This is a genomic window from Mesorhizobium sp. B2-3-10 (assembly GCF_006442275.1).
In the GTDB taxonomy this organism is placed as follows: domain Bacteria; phylum Pseudomonadota; class Alphaproteobacteria; order Rhizobiales; family Rhizobiaceae; genus Mesorhizobium; species Mesorhizobium australicum.
Genome location: NZ_VFVT01000004.1, coordinates 363,518 through 385,332 on the forward strand (window position 1 = coordinate 363,518; position 21,815 = coordinate 385,332).

Here is a 21,815-nt window from a genome sequence, read left to right on the forward strand (position 1 = left end):
TGTCAAGGCGGAAGCTAAAGAGACTAACGGCCAGCAGAGCGCGGTCTGCAAAGAGGGAGCGAAGCTAAAGTGTTCATCGTTGACTGCGATTGCCACAACTACTGGTCCAGCGCCACGGTGCTCGAGCCCTACCTCTCGGGCGTCTGGAAGGACATGTTCATAGAGGGCGAAAAGACCGGCCCCAGAGGATCCTTCCCGCATGGCCATCGGCTCTGGTTCCATCCGCAAGATTTCTCGCGAAAGGACGTGCGGCCCGAGACCGAAGCCGACAACTACCGGATCATGAAAGAAAAGCATCTCGACAAATACAATGTCGGCGTGGCGATTCTCACCGGTGACGAGCCGATTGAAGCCTCGACGCTGGCCAACCCCTATTATGCCAGTGCGCTGGTCAGTGCTTACAATGACTATCAGGTCGCGGAGTGGTTGCCGAAGGACAACCGCTTCATGGGTTCGATTATCATCGCGCCTCAGGATCCGAAGCAGGCGGCGGCCGAGATCCGTCGGCTCGGCAGCCACCCGCGCATGGTCCAGGTTCTGGCCTCCCAAGGCTCTGTGCGGCCGTACGGCGATCCCTTCTACCACCCGATCTACGAAGCCTGCGCGGAAATGGGATTGCCCTTCGCCATCCACCTCGGCGGCCATGGGGGAATCAACTGGAACGCCATCGCGCCTGCCCCCACGACATTCTTCTGGGAGACACACGCCATCCTGCACATGTCGGCGATCAGCCATGTCGCCAGCATGATTGCGCATGGAGTCTTCGAAAAATGGCCGGAACTCTATTTCGTTGTGGTCGAATGCGGCGTGGCCTGGGTGCCGACGGTGCTGTGGCGCCTCGACGCCGATTACAAGGCGCTTCGCAAGGAGACGCCTTGGCTGAAGATGCTGCCGTCCGAGTACTGCCGCCGAAATATTCGGTTTTCCACACAGCCCCTGGAGCAGCCGGCGAATGTGCAGCATCTCTGGTCCATTCTGGAAGCAATGGACGGTGAAAACACGCTTATGTTTGCGTCAGACTATCCGCATTGGGACTACGACGACGCCAACACGCTGCACATTCCTCCCGCTTGGAGGACGAAGGTGATGGGTCAAAATGCACTCGACGTTTACAAGCGCATTTCCCCCATCCTGACCGCGAATGCTGCCTGACGGAGCAGAACATGGCCGAGAAAATCTTCATCTGTCGCGTCGACGAGATCGAAACGGGCACACCCGTAATCGCAAAGGTCCGCAGCCTTTCGGTGGGCGTGTTTCGCATCGGAGAGACTTTCCACGCGCTACTCAATATCTGTCCGCATCGCGGGGCGCCGCTGTGTGAGGGCCCGCAATGCGGAACCACTGCGCCGGTCGACGAAGCGCGCTTCGTCTATCACCGGGAAAACGAGATCGTACGCTGCGCCTGGCATGGCTGGGAGTTTGACATCAAAACGGGTTCGGCGCTGGTCGATTCCACCGTGCGTGCACGAACGTTCCCCGTCATGGTCGAGGACGGCAACATCTATGTGACTGCCTGATCGGGCAAGAGCGGAAGGCACAGGAAGGAACACAAAAGACGAAGACAGGGCACTTACGCATTGCGTGCTCGACGACGGTTGGAAAAAGAACGCGGAAAATCCGCAAATGGAAGAACGGCAATGTCGGAATCAGAGTACAAACTGCGCATCGCAAGTAGTGAAATCTATCGGGGAGACGATCCCAGGAGCTTCGCGCACGAGCGCCTGGTTGCGCCGAGACCGGTGCGGCCGCTACCAACTGGGATGGCCAGGCAGTCATTCGACTGCCGAGAGTGTCCAGCCTCACATTGACTCCTGGCAAGACTCCCGATCCGCCGCCAATTGTGTCGTTCTAATACGCACATTTTTGGCACCAGTCTTGCACGGCCACTTCATCTTGGGAGAAGATGAGATGGCTCTATCCAATCAGCTGCTTGACAAAAACCTGACCTTCCAGTGTCCGAGCTGCAAAAACCCACTGGTCAGGAAAGGCTCCTGGGTCAAGTCCGTAACGACGTTCACCTGCAAGCGATGCGGCGAAAGGGTAAGGCTCTCTTACAGCGAGAAGCTTGAAATTTTCAGGGTGGGTGCCGCTACGCGCGACACTGGAACCTAACGCCGCGTTGTCTTCTTTGCTCGTGTGTTTGAACGACGCCGGCCAATGGCCATGATGCTAATTTCACATAAGCTGGCAACCGTTGCCAGTTAGGCTCGGCGGTTTGCCCTGCGAGATCAAGCCACCGAGCCGCCCTGGTCAAATGGGCCTTTCCACGCGGGCTGCAACATCTGGCTCCGCCGAAGTTCCGGAACCATTTTAGCTCGAACTAATTATATCGCGGTGGGGTAACAATCGCGGGGGCGTGAGTGGCCGAGTATCGAGTTGAGATCATGGCCGGCGGGTCGGTTGTGTCTTCGCAGGTCATGGCCCAGGTGCCATTCAAAGCGGCAGAAGCACACCTCGGCCGGCCGGTCACATTGAGGCACAAGGTAAAAAACTGGCTGCGTGTCACCGAAATAACGAAGCTTCGCTTACGTTCGTCGCCTGAGGGCTGCATGAGCACTCCCGGCGTCAATTTTGTGGACAAGTGAGTGAGCAGCAATTTGTCAGGCTTGGCCAGTCCAGACGTGATCTCGGTGGCCGCCGCAATCCAAAATCTTTTCTCCGCGGCCAAGGCGATCGGGGTCAGCAGTACCGAGATCGAAGCGACCGGCAGCTATGTGAAAGGGTGCTCGGAACGCCCATCCCGGCCGACCAAACTGTATTTGCTGACCGCGGCCTGCTCTTCACCGACCACCCCGAACCAATGATCCTGTAGTTCCTTCGGGTGAGTCCCTTTGATCCGCCGTCACCTTGGCGGCCTTCATGATCGTTCTCCACGACAATTAACTGCAAGTTTTCGCTCGGGGACGCTCTGCAGACTTGCTATCGCGGTTCGACGCCTGCATTTTTCTGGAAGCAAGGAGATCGGATGCCCGTTCATTTGCCTGCCAAGAGGAATGGATTTTTGCGTTTCGGTCAGGGTGACATTGGTCCAGCCGCTGTGCCTCTCTATTTGGTGCCGCCTCCGCCCGATGAAGAAATCGGCGCTAAGGCCAGTGAAGACGCACGCGCTTGGCTTGCTTCCATCGTCGAGAGCTCTACCGACGCGATCCTGAGTAAGACGATTGAAGGCATCATCACCAGTTGGAATACCGGCGCCGAACGTATCTTCGGTTTTTCGGCCGAAGAAGCCGTCGGGCAATCGATACTCATCCTGATTCCCGAAGATCGACGGCAAGAGGAAGATGCCATTCTGGAGAGGATACGTCGGGGCGAGCGCGTCGAACATTTTGACACCATTCGGAAGCGCAAAGACGGCAGCCTGGTCGACGTTTCGGTGACTGTCTCGCCTGTTCTGGGGAATGGTGGCACAATTCTGGGCGCATCCAAGATCGCGAGGGATATTTCCGAGAGGAGGCGAAACGAGAAACGGCGAAAGCTGCTGCTGAGGGAAATGAATCACCGAGTGAAGAATCTTTTTTCTGTCGCGTCGGCTTTGGTTTCGGTGAGTGAGCGGTCAGCGAGCAGTGCGGCCGAGTTGGCAGGCGACATGCGAGACCGGCTGGCCTCACTGGCCCGTGCCCATGATCTTATTTTGGCAGACCTCCGGGACGACGCCGAAATTCAACGCGAGACGACCCTCTTGGCACTGCTCAACGCGGTTCTTGCGCCGTACAAAAATGCACCCCAGATCGGGACAAGCATCAAGGGGGTAGATGTCCCCCTCGGAAGCAGTGCCATGACATCGCTGGCGCTGATTATCAGCGAGTTCGCGACCAATGCGGCCAAACACGGTTGTTTTGCAAGCGCTGGAGGGAAATTGGATGTTCTGAGTATGATTGATGCCAAAAGCCTTCTTCTGATCTGGAGCGAAACCGGAGGTCCGGAGATTTATGGACCTGCTCACAGCTCGGGCTTCGGTACCCAGCTTGAGCAAGCAACCATTGCTGGGCTCGACGGCACAATTTCGCGCGACTGGGCGGCCGGTGGGTTGGTAATCTCCATGCGTGTGCCTCTGTCACGGCTCAAAAAATAAACCACTGTGCGCCAGTTTTCGGCCAGCATTGCATACGAGGAACATCGAACTTCGGCGCTGCATGAGGTCGCAAGGAGCAGAGACGCCCCCTGCGAGACTTCAACGTCGCAGCTCACATTAGTCCGATCAGCCCGCCAGCAATGCTGGCGCAAGCCACCTAGCAAGTGCTGTCGACGAGAACCCGCACTCTGAGCGTCAATCCCGAAAGGTCCAAGCGGGCCTGAACACCGCCGCAAGAATGGCAGCTGGAGCGCCCCCCTAGCCAGCAACTCGTCGCGGTCGGGTCCCATGACGGCGATCAACGTGGGCGATTCCGCTGCCACAAGTTGCCTGCGACTTTGTCACTGCTTCGGCACGGGAGTCAAAGAGTCGGCTGAATGTCGGCGTGGTCGGCTACGTTCTCCGGCGAAAGATCGTCGACGAAGGAGGCCGCGATAAGATCGTCGCCATCGATACGGCCTAGTCCGTTTTCCATGATCGCGACGACTTTCTGGAAGGCCATTAATTCGTCTTCAGTGATCTCGGCCGCCTGCATTCGGGCTCGAAGGCTGGCGACGCGCATCCCCAAGGCACGGGGGATGTGACAGCTCCACTTAGCATCGTTCCATATCCTTTGGCTGGCGGCGGGGGAGGGCGGAGTTGTAATCTCGAATGCCGTGACTTGAACAGGCATCACTACGATGCAATCTGGCGGTTAGCGCTGTGAGCCTCAAGCACTGCCTCCTGCTCATGCTTGGCGAAGAGGGTGAGTTTGTCGGTATAAGTGATTCGAAACTGGCTTTGACATCCCTCGCAGCGGCGCGAGGAAACGACCTGAAACCAACTGCCTGCCCGTTTCAGAGCGAAACCGCAATGAGGACATTCGAACGTCATGTTGCACATCAGCAGTCGTCGAGAGAGTGCCATCTTCCACCAGCCTCACACCGGACAAATTTTGAGCTCCGACCCAACTTCACGCAGAATCGAAGGTTCCCGATGCTGGTCTTCGGTCGGAAGCAACCGGGACCAAAGTCCGGGTTAGAAAGCGCACGGGTAATGCTCAAGGCTGCTCCAACAAACCCGACGGTCTAATCGGATAGGCCGTCGAATCTCGGGCCATCTGACGCGCTCGGCTTGTTCTTTCCACAATGTTGATGGCGGTGGCGAGCAGTTCCGACGAAGCTGGACATTTTCTCCATGTCCTTTGTCCATGAGCACCGCGATGGCGCAGAAGAATGCTGCCTTCAGATGGATTGCCTGTGCCGGTCCGGCGGCTCTCGCGGGGAGGTCTGCCGCGTTCTCGGAAACCATGGCCATCGGCGATTGAACTGCCCAAAGAGCAGGGCGACCGACGCCGGTTGGGGGGCGGGGGAAACGTCGGTCGCCATCAAGGACAGGGACCATGGATTCAGCAAACTGCGTTGCGACTGGTCCTTGGAAGAGGAGAGCAGATTCGGATAGGAATAGCAACTTGCCCGTAGTGTTTCGGGGACCCTCGTCTCAGCCGGGCGGCTGGCCAGCCAAGATGATCATTCCCATCCTCCGCTCATGTCACTTGCGCTCATTGTGCCGTGGCGGCCACCGTTTTACGCAATTGCCGCCTGTCGATGGACTTCGCACGTCGAACACGTCGCTTGGCGGTGATCGGCGCGACCAAAGTAACGAGGGCCAGTTAACCGAGAAGAAATCAGTGAAGCCGAGGCGGGCCGTCAGTAAGGGCAAATTTGCACGCGTTCCAACACCCAGTTCGTAATGGTCCCGGTGCAACAGCTTGACCCGGCAATGGCGGTGGTGATGCCTAGAGTAGCGGTGCGGATACCGAGCCATATAACCAGGATAGTCACTGTGGTAGCGCGGGCCGCAATAGCGGCCGCCATAGTCGGACGGAGCCCCGTAGAACGCACCGCCCGAAAATGGCCAAAGCGCAAAAATAGTTGCCCGGACGTTGTCGGGACCGGTGGGCGGCCGGGCCCGGCTCTGCTGGAGTGGATCATCACCATAGACGTGCGTCGATGCTGGCGGCTGAGTGCCTGAAGCTGAAGGCTGAACCATTCCATGTCGACTCATGAGTGCTCTCCCTGGTCGGCTCCGATGCCTCGGAGGACCGCGGGGCTGTGTGTTTCGCCGCACTGGAGGTGGACTTGTCTTTCACCTCGTCAACCAAGGCATGGTCGCCAAGCGTCGCACCAGCCCCTATCGCACTGGGCCAAAGATGAACTGCCGGATAATCAAAACGCGACCGATGGAGTGCAGCGCGAGTCCGGCAGGCCTGCCATGGTGCTCATGGCGACGGACTGCTGCGCCCGGCGCGCCTTCGGCGCTTTCAAGGCTGGCAAACAAAAGCGCTTGCGAAAACCATGAAGGAAAGCTCGGCGGACCAGTCCGAATGACAACGCTAACGGCTAAACCTTGTCAGGCGTGGAAAGGTCCGAGCGCGAGAAAAGCTGCGTCATGCAACGCTTGGACGACCTACAGGTGACACCACGGTTCGGCCAAAAAGCCTGGGCGGCCTACGCTGGCGCAAGCAGCGTCCTTGTGATTAGCGTTAAGCTCGCCTCATAGACACAGCACCCGGACTTGTCGCGGACCCATACCGCAAAATCGTTGAGGTCTGCCGGCAGCGGGTGGTCTGCCACGATTGCAGGCAGAAGCCGCTTCGCTTCCTCGCGCATGTCGCATGGACTCATCTCGACACCCAGATCATCGCGGGTGATCTGTCCATTCTCAATCGTGTCGAAGAAGTATAGCGGCATAACGTTGGTGAACCTGCCGGATTGGGCTTGGTTCCATGATGGTATGGTTAGGCACTTACCGCTTCGTATCATCGGTTGCTAAGATTGTCGGGTTTCTGGCGGTCCGGTATTCCGATTCCCAAGGCAGCCCCTCGAATTCGGGCTGGTATCCAGACGCTCTGTAAACGTCCTGCGATAGGTAACTGCACCTGGTTCCCTCTCTCACGCAGACAAATGCTGGGATACCTGGGCACCGGTAAACGCCAACTATGTGCGAAACGAGACTGTTCATAGTTGTAGGCTTTTCACAGCCTACGATTGTCGTCTCCATCTATTTTGATGAAACCGTGGTTCGCATCCGTTGAACCGCATCGAAGAACCGAACGACCTCAGTGCGCGCCTGGTCTGTGTCATCTCCGCGTTCAATCGCGACTGACAACAGATGCGTAGCCGTTTCCAACCAAAGCTCGGCCGCTTCGTCATTCGGAAGCCGAGCTATTGCGTCGGCGACGATCATAACCGATGCACGCTCTCGGCTGACAGGAAAGGCAGAAACTGACATGGGCTAAACCGTTCGAGCATGGCCGCCTTGGTATTAATCCGGCGAGGCAGACTAAAACAACAGTCCGTGCCGGAACACCTCTGCTCGGCAACTATCCACTGCTTTCATAAACCCTTACAGACTCCGTGGCCCCGTTGTGGTCAGGAACCCGCCGGGCCGGCGGCGAAGGCATGCAGCGGCCGCCAACCCAATCCGTCAAGACGTGATCGTCGGCACGGCGAAGCCCTTGCGGCGAAGAGAATGTAACGGTCGCTTCGCTGCCACATTCAGAGAAGATCACTTGAATGACCTCACCACGGCTCTGCTGTGGGACTGCGACCGTGGCCTATCTGGCGCAAAGCGCCTAACGCGGCAATGGCAGCCTGGCTGCTAGGATCGAAACCGCGTTTGTTCGCAGGAAGTGGCATGTAGCTGCCGCGAAAAGACGAGTTGGAAAGAAAACGCGGTGCTCGGGGTGACATGTACGACGTCCACGGCGCCCGGGCGATTACCGCGCGCGCTTGTGAGTTCCTGGATCGCGGGCGGTCAATCAGGAGCGTTAAAGTTCCTAACCGCGCGCATTGTGCCCCTCCGGGGAGAGGGTGCTCGGCCTCACCGGGGCGATGAGAGAGACTTACGATTTCACGCAACCAAGTCAGTTTGCCGGCATTGATATCTTGAAGCGCCGGAGGAGGCTCATGCTACATTATAGCGTGCCCCGGGAATTTGAGATCGGTGACGAGGTCGCCTTGAAGGGCACCGTCGCCTCAATACTGCCCAGCGGACGTGCCCAAGTAAACATTCCGTCTTATGGTCAACCCTATTCGGTTGACCCGCCACCCAAAACCCGCGCTGGAGATGAGGTCGTTCTCGTCGGGGATATCATCCGTATCGATCGCAAAGCCGACAAGCTGACAGTGCGGATTGACTGTGGGGGTGTAATTACTGTCGGACGCTCTGCAATTACCAGGTTGAGGAGGCACCGTTGGCCCTCGTCGCGCTGACACTCGTGCAAAGCCTGCCCAATGCCCGCCCGATGAGTTGCCGGGCAATCTCGCGGAGCGCCATGCCGCTAAGGTTTCTCGTCCAGCATGAGGCCCGACGTCGCGTGGTTCCTCAGAAGCGCTGCGCGGTTCGCAGGTGGCCGCAGTCTGCAAGCGGCTAACCTTGTTCGTTGCGCTCACCAGTCTGCGCGGCACCCGCCTCCGAAAAGGAGCGGCGTCGCGGTTGGCCCGTTGGTGAAAGACGGCCCTGCTCACGGCCAATTTGTTTCCCGAAATTGTACGCCAGACAGAGAGCGCCGAATTGAACGAGTAAGCGTATCATGGAGGTCTCCTTTCTTGCCATCAAACCAGCCCTGTGCGTTTAGGTTCCAGTTCGGCTTTTCCGGAGGCTGAGCGTTGAGGCGTAGGGCAACATGTTCGATGGGGTCATAGGAGAGTAAGTGACGAAGGCCCGCTGTGCCATGCGTCGTCTCGAACCCGTGTCAGTATCGCGGGGGGACCGCTGGCGACGGGTCCGAAAACGACGGGTGGTTCCTGGGTCGCCCATGGCGAAGTCGATGGTTCGTAGCCCTGGCGATCCGTCTTCGCTCCAGGAACAACAATCCCGCACTTTTGCCAATCGCGTCTTCGCCCCGTATCCGGCCGCTCTGCGGCCGTGGCTCAACCCGATGAAGCCTCACCCAAGGGTCGCCGGCTTCCATGTTCAAAGAGTAGGCGTGAGTGAATTCGGCACCAAGAAGAAAAATTAGCGAGGAGTAGTAGATCCAGAGCAGCACAATGATCAACGCGCTGGCGGCTCCGAATGACGATCCCATCGCGCTGCTACCCAAGTACAAGCCGATCAGGCTCTTGCCAGCCGTGAACAGCGCGGCCGTCACAAACGCTCCGAACCACACGTCGCGCCACTCCAGATGGCGGTCCGGCAGGACCTTGTAGATGGCGGCGAAGAGCACTGCTATCAGCAGGTAGGAAATCAAGACATTCAGCCCTTCGATCAAGAGTGATCCGAACGGCAAAAGCCGATTTATCGTGTCGCCTAGCGCGGTAATGGCGGCGCTCACAGCAAGCGAAACGATCAGCAAAAAGCCAAGGGCGATCACCAGTCCCAAGCTGGCCGTCCGTGCACGGATTAAGCGAGAGACGGAGCCCCCCTGGGGCTTTGCTTTCCAGATCTCATTCAAGGCGGTCTGCATCTCACCGAACACGCCCGACGCTGTCAGCAACAATGTCACCAGGCCTACAATCGTGGCGATGGCACCAGACGACCGGTTGGAGGCACTTTGCAGTACGCTTTGTATGACATCCGCGCTTTGACCGCCCATCAGGCCCGTCAATTGTCCCGCGACGGCATCGCGCGCGGCGCTTTGGCCAAATACCAGGCCTGCTACGGCCACGACCAACAACAGAATGGGTCCCAGAGAGGTCACGGCGAAGAACGCCATTGCGGCGCCATGACTGAAAGCGCTGTCGCCGATGAAGCCGGCCACACTCGATTTCGTAATTCGCCAGGTCTTGTCCAGCATCTCTTTTTCCCGCTACCGATTACGAAACCTGAACGATCAGAAGTTTCGCCCCGCGCGGTGACCGTCTCCAGGCTCGGCCACCTGTGGATTTTGTTCCGCGGCAGCGCAAAGGGCAGATGGTCAACCGCGATCGCCGTCAAACAAGAAGATCGGTTGATTGTTCCTGTCGAGTTAGCCCAGTGCGGTGCAATGGCGCCGGAGAACCCCATGGAGGGCGATCACGCCGGCGCGTCCGCCGGAGTGATACGGCGAGGCGTAGCTGCCGGGTTTCGACATTTTGCCATTTTCTGTGCTGACAAGATCAGGTCTGCGAGCCACCAGTTTGGGAACGCAACTCGACGAGCGAGCGAACGCTGCCCAGGGCCATGAGGTCTGAGAACTCACAAAATGTCGGTGGTGATGACCAAGACGATTCCGATTGCTGCTAGGGCCATGATCAAGATCATTGCGGCCTCGAAACTTCCTCCGACCCGGCGTATGCGGTCCATCATTTTGAGGCTCCGCTACGGCGGCCTATTTTCCGTTTGCGAACAAACACGGAAAGCTGCTCCAGCGGAATCACCAATGTTAGCGCCTCCGAAAAATCGGGCCGCACACGACCTGGCACTCGCCCGCCGCGTTTCCACCGGTCTCTTCGGACAGGGATCGCCCTTAAGGCGGCTGCTTCCGCGACACTGGGCAGGTCATCTGGAGCCGTTGCACTCCTGGTGGACGCCGTTTTGATGCAACTCGAACACCTTGCTGGCGTCAAGACACTGCCGGCATTAGGACTTCTGAACCCCGCCATTTGCCAACCGATCGGAGAGGCAAGGACGCTAGCAGGAGAAATTCGCGTTTCAGCTAATCCACGTCTCTAACACCGCCGGTTAGAGCGTTGAAAGCGGATCTGTATATAGGCGGTGGCCATTCGCATGCTGCAAGGGAAACCCGACTGGGGACATGGTCAGTCGATGCGCCATGTACAGGCGCGGAGAGGCCGGCTTACGCTTGGCTCGAGCTGACTTAAATGAGGTTGCACGGTGGGCACATCACCGGCAGCGCCGTCGCGGCCGCGCATGCGCGAACGCGGTCGTCTACCGGTCCACAGCATTCCCCGGGATGTCCGCGCTGTCGTAATTACCAGCCCGATGGCGGCGACCGAGTAGCGGAGCCGGGGTGCGCCGACGGAACAGGTGGCGACTTCGTGTGTTCTTACTGACGGCAGACAAGGAGCGATGTCATGGCGGCACCCCGCGCGGTTTGGAAAGGCTTCCTGAAGATCGGGTCGGTTTCGTGCGGCGTGAAGATGGTCGGTGCAACCAGCGAGGCCTCGAAGATCCATTTCAAGATACTGAACCGGAAAGATGGGCTGCCCGTCAAAAGCGCTTATGTCGACGAAGAGACTGGCGATGTCGTGGAGGGCGAGGATCAGGTCAAGGGTTACGAGGTAGACAAGGACCATTTCATCAAGATCGAGCCCGATGAGATAAAGAAGCTCAAGCTGACATCGGCCCACACACTTGAGGTGGATTCATTTGTCGCAATTGAGGATGTCGACACTCGATATCTGGAAAAGCCCTATTATCTGATCCCGGCGGACGGCGCCTCGCTCGAAGCCTTTTCGGTTCTTCGTGACGCGATGGCGAACAAGCGCGTGGCCGCGCGCTCTTGCGTGGTGCTCTACCAGCGCGGGCGCGAGGTGCTGATCCAGCCCTTCCAGAAGGGGATGCTGCTGACCGAGCTGCGCACTCACGACGAGATGACGTCGGAAAAGACCGTGTTCAATGGCTTGGAAAGCCCTAAATACGATGAAGACCTTCTTGAAATAGCCGGGCTGTTGATCGACAAGAAATTCACCAAGTTCGATCCGTCGAAGTTCGAAGACACGTACGAGGATGCGTTGATTGCCATGATCGACGCGAAGCGCAAGGGCAAAGCACCGCCCAAGCCGGCGCCGGCGCCAAAAGAAAACGTCATCGACCTGGCCTCGGTGCTTCGCAAGAGCCTTGCCAAGGAAGGCATCAAGGGCGGCACCAAATCCAAGGGCCGAAAATCGGGTAGGGATGCTGCGTAACGCGCGAAGCCGATCTGCTCTGTTGCCGTAGAACCTCGCAGGCCACCTACGGAACCGGGTCTGCCGCGGCACGATATTCGTCCGGCTCCAGTCATACGCGCCCCCAGCGATATTTTGATGGGACCGGATCCTGCCGTGCCCCGGGAGGCGCGGCGCAAAAGTGACTGGGCTTATTCCATGTCTGGCATCGGCGATGACGAAGAGGGTTGTGGGCCGTAGTCGCCCAATGCAGCGTCCGCATTTCGGCTTCAGGCAATCACGCCGACATGCTTCGAGGCGAGCGCCTTGGCGATCCTAATCACCCGCTCCTCGCTTTGCTGATCAGTCGGGCCGTAACCCGTGAACAGTTCTCTATCTCTGCCGCGGTCGAATGCCACGACGACGATGAGTTCGGCTCTTTCTGAGAAGGCGGATCGCAGTCCCACATCAATCCAACAACTCGATCGCCGCATTGTTGGCATCCATCCATATCCTCGTCCTGCACGGGAGCTTGATCGTCGTGACAGCCTGCATCGCCCCAAGTTTCAACCGCGGACATCCCATCTGCTGCCTGCTCGGACGAGATGCGCGCCGCCGCAAACACAGCCTTAGTAGCCTCGATGGCGCGCTGCTCCTCTGTTGAGGAACCTCCTTCGATCTCCAGCTGAAGTCTCATCGTTCGCCTTCCTGTCATGGGCCAGCAGTGAACAAAATAAGAACAAAAGGTCAAGGAGGCCTTGACGAGACAGGAATATATTCCTTATTCCTGAAAGCAGATGAGCAGGAGAGGCTTGTGCCGGGCGCCAAAAAACGGCGGTGGCGAGGCTAGTTCGAAGGACGTGGTCGTTCGGACCGGAACTCCACCCTCCGGAACCCAAGAGGATGTTCAACATGCACGACCTGATCGCCTTCTTCCAAACGAATGCCGCATTGGTCATCGGCAACCCCATAGCGTTTGCCACCTTTTCAGTTCTGTTCGGGAGCGGAGGATTCGTCGCCGGCCGCTACTTTCTAACCGAGCGCATCGCGAACTTGGAAAGCCGCATCACGAGGCGCGATGAAGAAATCGCAGCGCTGAAAACTGGAGGTAGGAAAAAGGCTGAAGAGCCGTCGCTCATCCCAATATTCGGCACGTCGGTGATTGAGAGCAATGCAACGCCGCTGCTGGGAAAATGGCCGAACCGGCGCCAATCAGGGAAACTGTCAGCACCGCCACGGGAACGTCGTGCCTAACAATCTGGCTGATTAGGGCCCGTTTTAGATCAACGTTCAACCAGCGAGAAACCATGTCTCACTTCGTGAGACAGCCCGCCGCCGTTCCGCCGCAATGCCGCAGCACTTGGCGCGATCGGCCCTCGCGGCCTCAAGGAGGTTCCTCAGATGAGACTCAACAAAGCGGTTTTGGCTGTCCTGATGACGGCAGCTCTGGCAGGCTGCGAAACGCAGACGGAAGGCCAGCAGCGGGCAACTACGGGCGCTCTGCTGGGCGGCGCCGGCGGCGCCCTGGTCGGCCAGGCTATTGGCGGCAACACGAAGAGCACCGTGATCGGCGCGGCCGGCGGCGCGTTGCTAGGAGCAGTGGTCGGCTCCGCCACCACCCCGCAGCGTCGTGAGGATCAGCTCTGCCGGTACCAGGACCGCTACGGCCGAATTTACACCGCGCCGTGCGATGACCGGTACTACAACGGCAATTATTGAGAAGGCGCGGTAGGCTCGCTCGATGGTATGTTAATGCGCCACGCATCTGTGGCGGATGAACAGAGACACCGCTATGCCTGCACAGGGGGGCACATGCGAGGCGGTTGACTGGGTATCTGGTCGGGATTTGCTTGGCCATTGTGAGCCAATCAGGTCCTGGGCCAATGCGATGTTACGATTTGCGCAAGGGCCAGATCGAACTGAATCGGGACAACTCCGACGTCGGACGCCGACCCGAGACCGTTCAGCGCCCGTCCCTGCCAGGTGAGGTCAGCAGCCAGGTGTTCGGCAAGTCATGGCGAAGGATTTCGAGGTGATGCCGGCTCCCGCTTCCTGGCAGGCCGACGGGTTTATGACAAAGTCCGTACCTGCTCGATGGCCTGGCGCAGACGTCGGATTCCCGCTTCGCTGTCGGCCTTGTTGCAGGCGGCATAGCCAAGCACGAGGCCATTCCCGGAGGATGACCAGTAATATTTCGAAAGCGGCGATGCGTTGACACCGAGTTTGTCGGCGCATTGCACGACCGCCCGATCGTCGCAACTTCCGTGAAGCGAAGCAACGACCTGGATTCCGGCTTCCGCCGCCGAAAGGGTCATGTGATCGGCCAGTTCGGTCTGGCACAATTCGTAGAAAAGCTTGCGGCGCTCGGCGTAGATGCGCCGCATGCGCTTCAGATGGCGGGTCATGTGGCCTTCATCGATGAAATCGGCCAGTGCTGCCTGCAGCAGGAGGGGCGCGAACTGCCCAGTGGTGCTCAGCGCATGCGGAATGCCCTCGCACAAGGCGGCGGGCAGGACCATGAACCCCAGCCTGAGCGCCGGAAACAGCAACTTGGCAAAGGTGCCGACATAGATGACCCGGTCCGCGCAATCCATGCTCTGTATGGCGGGCACCGGCCTTCCTTGAAATCTGTACTCACCGTCGAAATCATCTTCAATGATCCAGGAATTGTTGCGCTCGGCGATTTCGAACAGCCGCAGCCGCTGGTCCATGCGCATCGTGATTCCCAAGGGGTGCTGGCAGGCGGGCGTCACATAGATCAGGCGCGGTGAAATCTCGGGCTGGCTCATTTGCCATCCATCGCGGTCGACAACAAGCGGCACAATGTTGGCGCCAGCGACGGTGAAGGTTGCCTTGGCCGCGTAGTAGCCCGGTTCCTCCAGCCAGACTGTGTCGCCCGGATCGAGCAGCAGACGCGCCAGCAGATCGAACGCCGCCTGCGCCCCCGTCGTTACGACGATCTGTTCGGGAGAACATCGCACCCCTCTGGCCGAGGTCAGGTAGCCGGCAATCGCCTCCTTGAGCGCCGGCAGGCCGGTCACATGATAGGTGCCGAACAACATGTCGGCGCCAAACGTTGCCCGGCGTGCGAGCAGCCTGCCCCAGACGCCAAACGGGAAGTTTTGTGGGTCCGGCATGCCCGGATGAAAGGCGAAGCGCCCTGGCGCTCCATGATGGAAGGGTTGCTGCATCAGGCTCTCGCCGCGCCTCGAAAGCGGGCGGCGGATCGCCACGGCCGTGGGTTTGCCACCTTGATCGGTCGAGTTCACGGGCAGGTCGATGACCACCGGTCGCGCGCCCTGCCGGTTCGTAAGATAACCTTCCGTCGCCAGTTGGTCATACGCAGCCACGATAGTGTTGCGGGCGAGGCCCAGATCCTCAGCCAGCGCGCGCGTCGACGGCAATTCCGATCCCGGTGCCAGACGACGCTCACGGATCATCGCGGCAATCTGCCGGTAGAGCTGGCGATGAATCGGTTCATCCACAGTCCGATTGATCATCAGCGCGTCCATCGGAAAGCCTTGGCGCTTACGCCTCGATAGCTGCATTGGAAAAGCCTCGCGGGATGAGTGCGGATCGAGCTTAGACGAGCGCCGCGCGAAGTGAAACTGGCACCTTCACTTCTCACCGAACTGGCTCTCGCGATGGAGACAGATCGGCGCTTAAATGAAAGGAAGAGGGAACAACGGGCCCAGACACCACGAGCCGACGCCTTCATCGACCTGATTGGTTTTGATGAGGCACCGCCAGCAAATGGCCCGGCCTGTCCGATGAGGAACGATGATGGCTGTCTGCATAGGCATAAATCCGATTACCTGGAGCAATGACGACGTGCCCGAGCTGGGCGGGGATACCCCACTCGAGGTCTGCCTTTCCGAAACGGCCGAAGCCGGCTACGCGGGAACGGAACTCGGCGGCAAGTTCCCGCGTGCCAGCAAGGACCTCGCCGTGGCTCTCTCGACCCATGGTCTTAGACTGGTCTCCGGCTGGTACGATGGCCGGATCTGCGAAAAGGAGGTCGAGGAGGAATTCGACGCCATCCTGCCGCATCTGACGCTGCTGCGCGACCTCGGCGCCAAGCACGTCGTCTACGCCGATACGTCGCGTGGCCGCCATGGCGCCATTCACGATCCGATCTCGCAGCGTCCCAAGCTCGCCGACGACGAGTGGAGATCCTACGGCAAGAAGATAACGGGACTGGCTGAACGGTTCGCCGATTTTGGCGTTGGCATGGCCTTTCACCACCACATGGGGACAATCGTCGAGACGGATCACGAGATCGGCAGGCTGATGGCCGGTTCAGGGCAAGCCGTTGGCCTCCTCTATGACACCGGCCATTGCCTGTTTTCCGGCGGCGATGCCGAGACGTTGCTGCGGCATCACATCGGTCGCGTCGTTCACGTGCATTGCAAGGATGTGCGGCCCGATGTGCTGAAGCGCGCTCGCGCCCTGGATATGAGTTTCATGGGCGCGGTGATGGAAGGCATCTTCACCGTGCCCGGCGATGGGTCCATCGACTATCCGACGCTTTTAGGGGTGCTGGCTGACAATGGCTATGCCGGCTGGCTGGTGGTCGAGGCCGAACAGGATCCGAGCAAGGCCCATCCCCTTACCTATGCGACGATGGGCTATCGCAACCTGCACGACCTGGCCCTCAGAGCCGGTTTCGAGGTCGAGGAACGGGAGAACTGATACGCTTAGGGCGCGCTGGGTAGCGGCAATGAGTTCTGTCCTGTACCAAAGTGTAGTCAAGAACTACGGCGCGCTGAACGTCTTGCGCTCGCTTGACCTCGCAGTCCCCGACCACATGTTCCTGGCCCTGCTCGGTCCTTCGGGTTGCGGCAAGACGACGGCGTTGCGCATCCTTGCCGGTCTCGACATGCCGAGCGCCGGCAAGCTCTTCATCGGTGAGCGTGACGTAACCCGGCTGCAGCCGCGCGACCGCGACATCGCCATGGTCTTCCAGAGCTATGCGCTCTATCCGCAGATGACCGTCGCTGAGAACATCGGCTATCCTCTATGGATTCGCGGCATGCCGGATGCCTCGCGCCGCGCCAAGATTGACGAGGTCGCCGCGGTCCTTGAGATCGGCCACCTGCTCGATCGCCGGCCGCGCCAGCTTTCGGGCGGGCAGAGGCAGCGCGTGGCGCTTGCGCGGGCCATCGTTCGCGATCCGGCCGCTTTCCTGATGGACGAGCCGCTGTCGAACCTTGACGCACGCCTGCGCCTGACCATGCGCGGCGAGATCAAGCGGCTTTGCCAGCGGCTTGGCGCAACAACCCTCTACGTCACGCACGATCAGGTCGAGGCCTTGACCATGGCCGACTTCGTCGCGGTCATGCACGCCGGTGAACTGCAGCAGATGGCGCCGCCGGCCGATATCTACGACCGCCCGGCCAACCGTTTCGTTGCCACCTTCGTCGGCAACCCGCCGATGAACATTCTGCCGGTCGCGCTTGCTGAACAATGCATCGCAGTCGGCGGAGCAATGGTTCCGATACAGGCGCCCCGGCTGGCGACATGCCGCGCTGCGCGGGCGGTCGAGATCGGACTGCGGCCGGAGGACATGAGTGTTGTAGCACCCGGCACGCGGGCCGCTCTACCCGGCGAGATCTATGTCGTCGAACCGATGGGCAACGAGACATTGGTCAATGTCCGCATCGGCAGCGGCAATGTTTCGGTCCGTGCCGGCCGCGACTTCCGGGGGGCGGTGGGCGCCAACATCGGGCTCACTTTCGATGTGTCGAATGCATGCTTCTTCAATTCCGCCGGCCTGACGGCCGTCCACAGGGTCAACAGTGATGGAGAGTGAAATGACGCAGTCCAGCATTAGCAGACTTACTCGCCGTTCCGTGCTCAAGGGGGGAATTGGCCTTGCACTTGCCACGACGGCCCTTACCGCCCTCGGCCTGCCTGTCCCGGCGAGCGCCGCTGGCAAGAAGGTGATCATCGGCGCCTTCGCCGATGGCGGCCTGACGCCGTTCAAACAGAAGATCATCCCACTGGCCAAGGATGCTGGCTTCGACATCGAATTCCTCGAGGATGAATACGGCGTAACGCTCGAGAAGTGGTTCGCCGACGCCAAGAACAGCGCCGGCCAGTACGACCTCTATCTTCTCGACGATCCATGGGTGCCGCAGTTCGGCGCCGCCAATGTGCTCGAGGATCTTGGAGGGGCCGGCATCGATGGCGGCGACAAGGACTGGATCGGCTCGATGATCGACATGGGCTACTGGCCGCCTCAGAAAGGCCCGCGCGTGAAGGGTTTTGAAACCGCCGCGCCGGCGCTCATCTGCGTGCCGTTCGTCGGCGATCTGCAGACGCTGACTTACCGCAACGATGTCTACACAGGCGGTGCGCCGAAAACCTGGGACGAGGTCATCGCCAAAGGCAAGGCAGGCGTGGCGGCGGGCAAGATCAAATATCCGGTCGTCTTCCGCGGCGTATCAGGCAATCCGATCGTGACCAGCTGGTACCCGGTCTTTCTGTCGTTTGGCGGTTCCTTCTTCGACGACAAGTGGAACCCGGTCTTCAATTCCGCCCAAGGCAAAGCCTCGGCCGAATTCTTCGTCGGCACCATGAAGCAAAACGCGCCAAGCGGTGTCGTCGAGTTCGACTCGGACCAGGAAGGCGCGGCGATCCTCGGCGGCGAAGCAGGTGCAATCATCCAATACTCCGGCAATGCGCTGAAGGCCGACGATCCAACGCAGACAAAGGTGGCTGGCAAGCTCGATTTCGGCGTAGTGCCGAAACAGACGGCGGCGATCGCTCAGATGGGCATCTTCATTGCCGGCATTCCGAAATCGGCGCCCAACAAAGCCAACTCGATCGAGTTCCTGAAATGGTATGTCAGCGCCGACGTCCAGGCCAAGCTGTCCGAAGCAGGTTCCATCCCGGTCAAGCGGAGCGCCTTCGGCGTCGCCAAGCCCGGCAACCGGCTGATCCCCGTCGCCTTGCAGCAGCTCGACGCTGGCGCGCTGCCGAGGCCGCGCACGCCAGATTGGGCCAAGGTTGAGGAACTGCTCGGCATCGAGCTCAACAAGGCGCTGCAGGCTGGCTCGGGAGGCGGGGCCGCATTGGACACCGCCGCCAAGCAGGTCAAGGATTACCTGTCGTCAGTCGGCTATTACTGATGCCAAATGGCGGGGCGCAGAACCGCAAGTACCGTCTGCAGGCGGCGGGGTTCGACCTTGCCCTCCCTTATCTCATGCTCGCGCCAGGCGTGCTGATCGTGCTCGGCGTGCTCGTCTATCCCTTGTGGGACGGCCTGCGCGCCAGCACCAAGGCCTATCGTTATGGCTCGGTGGTCGCCGATGCCGGCATGGGGAACTATATAAAACTGTGGAGCGATCCCCAGTTTTTGAATTCGCTTTTGGTGACGGTCAAATTCGTCGCCCTGGCGGTCACCTTCGAGGCAATTCTGGGCTTTGCCCTGGCGCTGTTTTGCCTGCGCGAATTTCGCGGCATTCGCCTGCTGAGAACCATCCTGATTATCCCGATGGTGATAACGCCGGTCGTGGTCGCCATCGTCTTCCGGCTGATCTATGCCAGCGACGCGGGCATGCTGACGGCAGTCTCCGAGTGGATGGGCGGCGGCCAGGTGCAAATTCTCGGAGATCCCGTCAAGGCGTTCATCGGCCTTGTCGTGCTCGACGTCTGGGAATGGACGCCGCTGATGTTCCTGATCCTTTTGGCCGGCCTGCAGTCGCTGCCGCATGAACCCTTCGAGGCCGCTCGCGTCGACGGCGCTGGCGCGTGGCGGGTGTTTGCCGATCTTACCTTTCCTATGATGCGGCCCGTGCTGGCGATCGCCATCGTGCTGCGAACGATTGAGGCCTTCGGCACGTTCGACCAGGTGTTCGTGCTCACCCGGGGCGGGCCGGGCGAGGCGACGCGGCTGGTTTCGATCTATGGCTACGACACCGCCTTCAAATTCCAGCAGACGGGCTATGCGGCCGCGCTGTTCGTCACTATCGGGCTCGTCGTGCTTGCGCTGGCCCTGAGCGCCGTGCGGCTTCTGCGCAGGGTCGATGCGTCATGAACAATCGTCTGGCGCGGATCGGGTTGATGAGTGCCGTATTGGCCATCGTGCTCTTGCCCGTCTACTGGCTTGTCTCGACATCGCTTAAATCCAATCGCGAGATCACCCAGGAAGGCACACTCTATCCACACGGTCCGACGCTGGACAATTATATCAGGTTGTTCACCGATAAGCAGTTCGGCGCCTATCTGACCAACTCGCTGGTGGTGACGTTCTTCTCCGTGACGATCGCGTTGCTCGGCGGCACCCTTGGCGCCTATGCGATCGCCCGCTTCCGCCTGCCTTTCATGATGGAGCGCAAGGTCGGGCTGTTCCTGCTGACGCTGCGCATCGTGCCCCCGGTCGTGATCCTGATCCCGGTCTATCTGCTGATGCTCAAGCTCGGCCTGCTCGACAGCTGGTTGGGTTTGATCGCCACCTACACCGCCTTCAACATCACCTTCTGCGTCTGGATGATGGAGAGCTTCTTTCGGGAGATCCCCGTGGATCTCGAGGAAGCCGCCATGGTCGATGGCGATTCCCGCTTCGGTGCGTTCCGGCGCATCACGCTGCCGCTGGCAGCTCCCGGCCTCGCGGCGACCGCCATCTTTGCCGTGCTTGTCACTTTCAACGAATTCCTGTTCGCCCTGGCGCTGACGGCCACGCCTCGCGCGATGACGATGCCGCGCGGCACCGCCACGCTGATCGGCCGCATCGACACCGACTGGGCCTCGATGTCGGCCGCCGGCGTTATCGGCGCGTTGCCGATCGTCGTCTTCGCGCTGCTGGTGCAGCGCCACCTGGTTCGCGGACTCACCATGGGAGCCGTGAAATGACGACCCGGCTGGGCAGCCGCTCACGTCAATCAGTCGCTGTCCCGGCCAGGCTGACGGCCGCCCCGGCACCATGCTGCCTTTTAGGAAAATCAAAGAGATGATCGATGTCTGTCTGTTCGGAGCGGGCCTTATCGGCCAGGTACATGCGGCCAACCTCGCGCGCCACCCCCGCGTGCGCCTGCGCTACATCGTCGATCCGAACCCCGAGGCTGCATCGAAGGTTTCGGCCCTGACAGGGGCCGAGATCGCCGACACCCAGACTGTGATGAACGACCCATCAATCGGCATGGTGTTCATTGCTTCGGCGACGAGAACGCATGCCGACCTGGCCATGGCCGCGGCCGCCAGCGGCAAGGCGATCTTCTGTGAAAAGCCGATCGATCTCGATCTCCAGCGCACCGATCAATGTCTGGCGGCTGTCGAGAAGTCAGCTGTGCCCTTTCAGATCGGATTCAACCGTCGGTTCGACCCGAGCTTTCGGGCGCTGAAGGCGCGACTTGCGCAAGGCGAGATCGGTGCCGTCGAACAGGTCATCATCACCAGCCGGGATCCGGAGCCGGAAACCGAGGAAGCGCTGGCGGGAGGAGGGGGGGTCTTCCGGGAGATGACCATTCACGACTTCGACATGGCACGAAACCTGTTGGGCGAGGAGCCGGTCGAGCTCTTCGCGACCGGGTCGTCGCTTGTCGCGCCGCAATATGCCAAGCTGGGGGACTACGATACCGCGATGTTCGTGCTGCGCACGGCGTCGGGCCGGCAATGTCACATCAATAACAGCGTCAGGGCCGCCTACGGCTACGACCAGCGCGTCGAGGTGCATGGCGCGGACGGGATGCTGAGGGCCGGCAACAGGGTGCCGACATCGGTCGAAATGTCAGGCGCAAAGGCGATATCGCGCGACAAGCCCTACTACTTCTTCGTCGAGCGCTATGCCGAGTCCTACGCGGCCGAGATCGATCATTTCATTACCTGCGTTGAAACGGGGCGACGGCCCGACGTCACGGCAAGCGACGGCCGCAAAGCGATGATCCTATGCGAGGCAGCGCTTGCCTCCGCCAAGTCGGGCCGGTTCGAGACCGTCAGGTTTTAGATCAACC

18 protein-coding genes are annotated in these 21,815 nt (G+C 60.0%); 13 read left to right on the forward strand and 5 right to left on the reverse strand.

Annotated features, from left to right (window positions below):
* The first annotated feature begins 69 nt into the window (after nucleotides 1-69).
* From FJ943_RS14455 to FJ943_RS14470, 4 genes are all read left to right on the forward strand, one after another.
* Entirely contained in the window at nucleotides 70-1,152 is a 1,083-nt protein-coding gene (locus FJ943_RS14455; protein WP_140722310.1) for an amidohydrolase family protein, read from the forward strand.
* 11 nt (nucleotides 1,153-1,163) lie between these two features.
* Nucleotides 1,164-1,517: a Rieske (2Fe-2S) protein gene (locus tag FJ943_RS14460; protein WP_140620490.1), complete on the forward strand. Its 354-nt coding sequence runs from the start codon at nucleotides 1,164-1,166 to the stop codon at nucleotides 1,515-1,517.
* Between the two features lie 1,068 nt (nucleotides 1,518-2,585).
* Nucleotides 2,586-2,804 carry a DUF768 domain-containing protein gene (locus FJ943_RS14465; RefSeq protein WP_140620481.1) on the forward strand — a complete coding sequence of 73 codons (219 nt, stop codon included), beginning with the start codon at nucleotides 2,586-2,588 and terminating at the stop codon, nucleotides 2,802-2,804.
* A 161-nt stretch (nucleotides 2,805-2,965) separates the two neighbouring features.
* The gene (locus tag FJ943_RS14470; RefSeq protein ID WP_140722313.1) at nucleotides 2,966-4,072 is read left to right on the forward strand and encodes a PAS domain S-box protein; all 1,107 of its coding nucleotides are present in this window, start codon (nucleotides 2,966-2,968) and stop codon (nucleotides 4,070-4,072) included.
* A 361-nt stretch (nucleotides 4,073-4,433) separates the two neighbouring features.
* Here FJ943_RS14470 and FJ943_RS14475 read toward each other — a convergent pair whose 3' ends face one another.
* The 3 genes from FJ943_RS14475 to FJ943_RS14500 form a co-directional block, all read right to left on the reverse strand.
* The gene (locus FJ943_RS14475; protein ID WP_318013337.1) at nucleotides 4,434-4,607 is read right to left on the reverse strand and encodes a hypothetical protein; all 174 of its coding nucleotides are present in this window, start codon (nucleotides 4,605-4,607) and stop codon (nucleotides 4,434-4,436) included.
* 2,507 nt (nucleotides 4,608-7,114) lie between these two features.
* Nucleotides 7,115-7,345, reverse strand: a complete 231-nt coding sequence (locus FJ943_RS29995; RefSeq protein ID WP_140661279.1) for a DUF6074 family protein — start codon at nucleotides 7,343-7,345, stop codon at nucleotides 7,115-7,117.
* 1,465 nt (nucleotides 7,346-8,810) lie between these two features.
* Complete coding sequence (locus FJ943_RS14500; protein ID WP_140722319.1) at nucleotides 8,811-9,851, reverse strand: YihY/virulence factor BrkB family protein; 1,041 nt, start codon at nucleotides 9,849-9,851, stop codon at nucleotides 8,811-8,813.
* Between the two features lie 1,219 nt (nucleotides 9,852-11,070).
* Between FJ943_RS14500 and FJ943_RS14505 the strand changes: the two genes are divergently transcribed.
* Nucleotides 11,071-11,904, forward strand: a complete 834-nt coding sequence (locus tag FJ943_RS14505) for a Ku protein (RefSeq protein ID WP_140722322.1) — start codon at nucleotides 11,071-11,073, stop codon at nucleotides 11,902-11,904.
* Nucleotides 11,905-12,202: 298 nt separating this feature from the next.
* Here the strand turns inward: FJ943_RS14505 and FJ943_RS29650 are convergent, their stop codons facing one another.
* Nucleotides 12,203-12,559, reverse strand: coding sequence for a hypothetical protein (locus FJ943_RS29650; RefSeq protein ID WP_181174556.1), 357 nt, complete (start codon nucleotides 12,557-12,559; stop codon nucleotides 12,203-12,205).
* A 215-nt stretch (nucleotides 12,560-12,774) separates the two neighbouring features.
* Here FJ943_RS29650 and FJ943_RS14515 point away from each other — a divergent pair, with 215 nt between their 5' ends.
* Complete coding sequence (locus FJ943_RS14515) at nucleotides 12,775-13,116, forward strand: hypothetical protein (RefSeq protein ID WP_140722325.1); 342 nt, start codon at nucleotides 12,775-12,777, stop codon at nucleotides 13,114-13,116.
* Nucleotides 13,117-13,263: 147 nt separating this feature from the next.
* Complete coding sequence (locus tag FJ943_RS14520) at nucleotides 13,264-13,581, forward strand: YMGG-like glycine zipper-containing protein (RefSeq protein ID WP_015316698.1); 318 nt, start codon at nucleotides 13,264-13,266, stop codon at nucleotides 13,579-13,581.
* Nucleotides 13,582-13,931: 350 nt separating this feature from the next.
* Here the strand turns inward: FJ943_RS14520 and FJ943_RS14525 are convergent, their stop codons facing one another.
* Nucleotides 13,932-15,362, reverse strand: a complete 1,431-nt coding sequence (locus tag FJ943_RS14525) for a PLP-dependent aminotransferase family protein (protein ID WP_224643183.1) — start codon at nucleotides 15,360-15,362, stop codon at nucleotides 13,932-13,934.
* Between the two features lie 283 nt (nucleotides 15,363-15,645).
* On the opposite strand from FJ943_RS14525, the gene iolE reads away from it, so the two are divergent.
* The 6 genes from iolE to iolG all read left to right on the forward strand — a co-directional run bounded on the left by iolE (nucleotide 15,646) and on the right by iolG (nucleotide 21,808).
* A complete protein-coding gene (gene iolE, locus FJ943_RS14530) occupies nucleotides 15,646-16,554 on the forward strand; it encodes a myo-inosose-2 dehydratase (RefSeq protein ID WP_140722328.1) in 909 nt (302 codons plus the stop codon).
* Between the two features lie 28 nt (nucleotides 16,555-16,582).
* On the forward strand, nucleotides 16,583-17,674 hold the full coding sequence (locus tag FJ943_RS14535; protein WP_140620459.1) for an ABC transporter ATP-binding protein: 1,092 nt from the start codon (nucleotides 16,583-16,585) through the stop codon (nucleotides 17,672-17,674).
* A 1-nt stretch (nucleotide 17,675) separates the two neighbouring features.
* Entirely contained in the window at nucleotides 17,676-18,995 is a 1,320-nt protein-coding gene (locus FJ943_RS14540) for an extracellular solute-binding protein (RefSeq protein WP_181174557.1), read from the forward strand.
* Nucleotides 18,995-19,903: a sugar ABC transporter permease gene (locus tag FJ943_RS14545; RefSeq protein WP_140722334.1), complete on the forward strand. Its 909-nt coding sequence runs from the start codon at nucleotides 18,995-18,997 to the stop codon at nucleotides 19,901-19,903. The genes FJ943_RS14540 and FJ943_RS14545 overlap by 1 nt, the downstream gene beginning before the upstream one ends.
* Nucleotides 19,900-20,718 (forward strand): carbohydrate ABC transporter permease, encoded by an 819-nt coding sequence (locus FJ943_RS14550; protein ID WP_140620454.1) that lies wholly within the window; start codon nucleotides 19,900-19,902, stop codon nucleotides 20,716-20,718. Before FJ943_RS14545 ends, FJ943_RS14550 begins: the two co-directional genes overlap by 4 nt.
* A gap of 97 nt (nucleotides 20,719-20,815) precedes the next feature.
* A complete protein-coding gene (gene iolG, locus FJ943_RS14555; RefSeq protein WP_140620452.1) occupies nucleotides 20,816-21,808 on the forward strand; it encodes an inositol 2-dehydrogenase in 993 nt (330 codons plus the stop codon).
* The last annotated feature ends 7 nt before the right edge of the window (nucleotides 21,809-21,815 follow it).

Bases quoted from the DNA above. Each gene is read 5' to 3' on its own strand.
- FJ943_RS14460 (WP_140620490.1), top strand. From the start codon at position 1,164: ATGGCCGAGAAAATCTTCATCTGTCGCGTCGACGAGATCGAAACGGGC.
- FJ943_RS14470 (WP_140722313.1), top strand. From the start codon at position 2,966: ATGCCCGTTCATTTGCCTGCCAAGAGGAATGGATTTTTGCGTTTCGGT.
- FJ943_RS14475 (WP_318013337.1), bottom strand. From the start codon at position 4,607: ATGCAGGCGGCCGAGATCACTGAAGACGAATTAATGGCCTTCCAGAAA.
- FJ943_RS29995 (WP_140661279.1), bottom strand. From the start codon at position 7,345: ATGTCAGTTTCTGCCTTTCCTGTCAGCCGAGAGCGTGCATCGGTTATG.
- FJ943_RS14500 (WP_140722319.1), bottom strand. From the start codon at position 9,851: ATGCTGGACAAGACCTGGCGAATTACGAAATCGAGTGTGGCCGGCTTC.
- FJ943_RS14505 (WP_140722322.1), top strand. From the start codon at position 11,071: ATGGCGGCACCCCGCGCGGTTTGGAAAGGCTTCCTGAAGATCGGGTCG.
- FJ943_RS29650 (WP_181174556.1), bottom strand. From the start codon at position 12,559: ATGAGACTTCAGCTGGAGATCGAAGGAGGTTCCTCAACAGAGGAGCAG.
- FJ943_RS14515 (WP_140722325.1), top strand. From the start codon at position 12,775: ATGCACGACCTGATCGCCTTCTTCCAAACGAATGCCGCATTGGTCATC.
- FJ943_RS14520 (WP_015316698.1), top strand. From the start codon at position 13,264: ATGAGACTCAACAAAGCGGTTTTGGCTGTCCTGATGACGGCAGCTCTG.
- FJ943_RS14525 (WP_224643183.1), bottom strand. From the start codon at position 15,362: ATGATCAATCGGACTGTGGATGAACCGATTCATCGCCAGCTCTACCGG.
- iolE (WP_140722328.1), top strand. From the start codon at position 15,646: ATGGCTGTCTGCATAGGCATAAATCCGATTACCTGGAGCAATGACGAC.
- FJ943_RS14535 (WP_140620459.1), top strand. From the start codon at position 16,583: ATGAGTTCTGTCCTGTACCAAAGTGTAGTCAAGAACTACGGCGCGCTG.
- FJ943_RS14540 (WP_181174557.1), top strand. From the start codon at position 17,676: ATGACGCAGTCCAGCATTAGCAGACTTACTCGCCGTTCCGTGCTCAAG.
- FJ943_RS14545 (WP_140722334.1), top strand. From the start codon at position 18,995: ATGCCAAATGGCGGGGCGCAGAACCGCAAGTACCGTCTGCAGGCGGCG.
- FJ943_RS14550 (WP_140620454.1), top strand. From the start codon at position 19,900: ATGAACAATCGTCTGGCGCGGATCGGGTTGATGAGTGCCGTATTGGCC.
- iolG (WP_140620452.1), top strand. From the start codon at position 20,816: ATGATCGATGTCTGTCTGTTCGGAGCGGGCCTTATCGGCCAGGTACAT.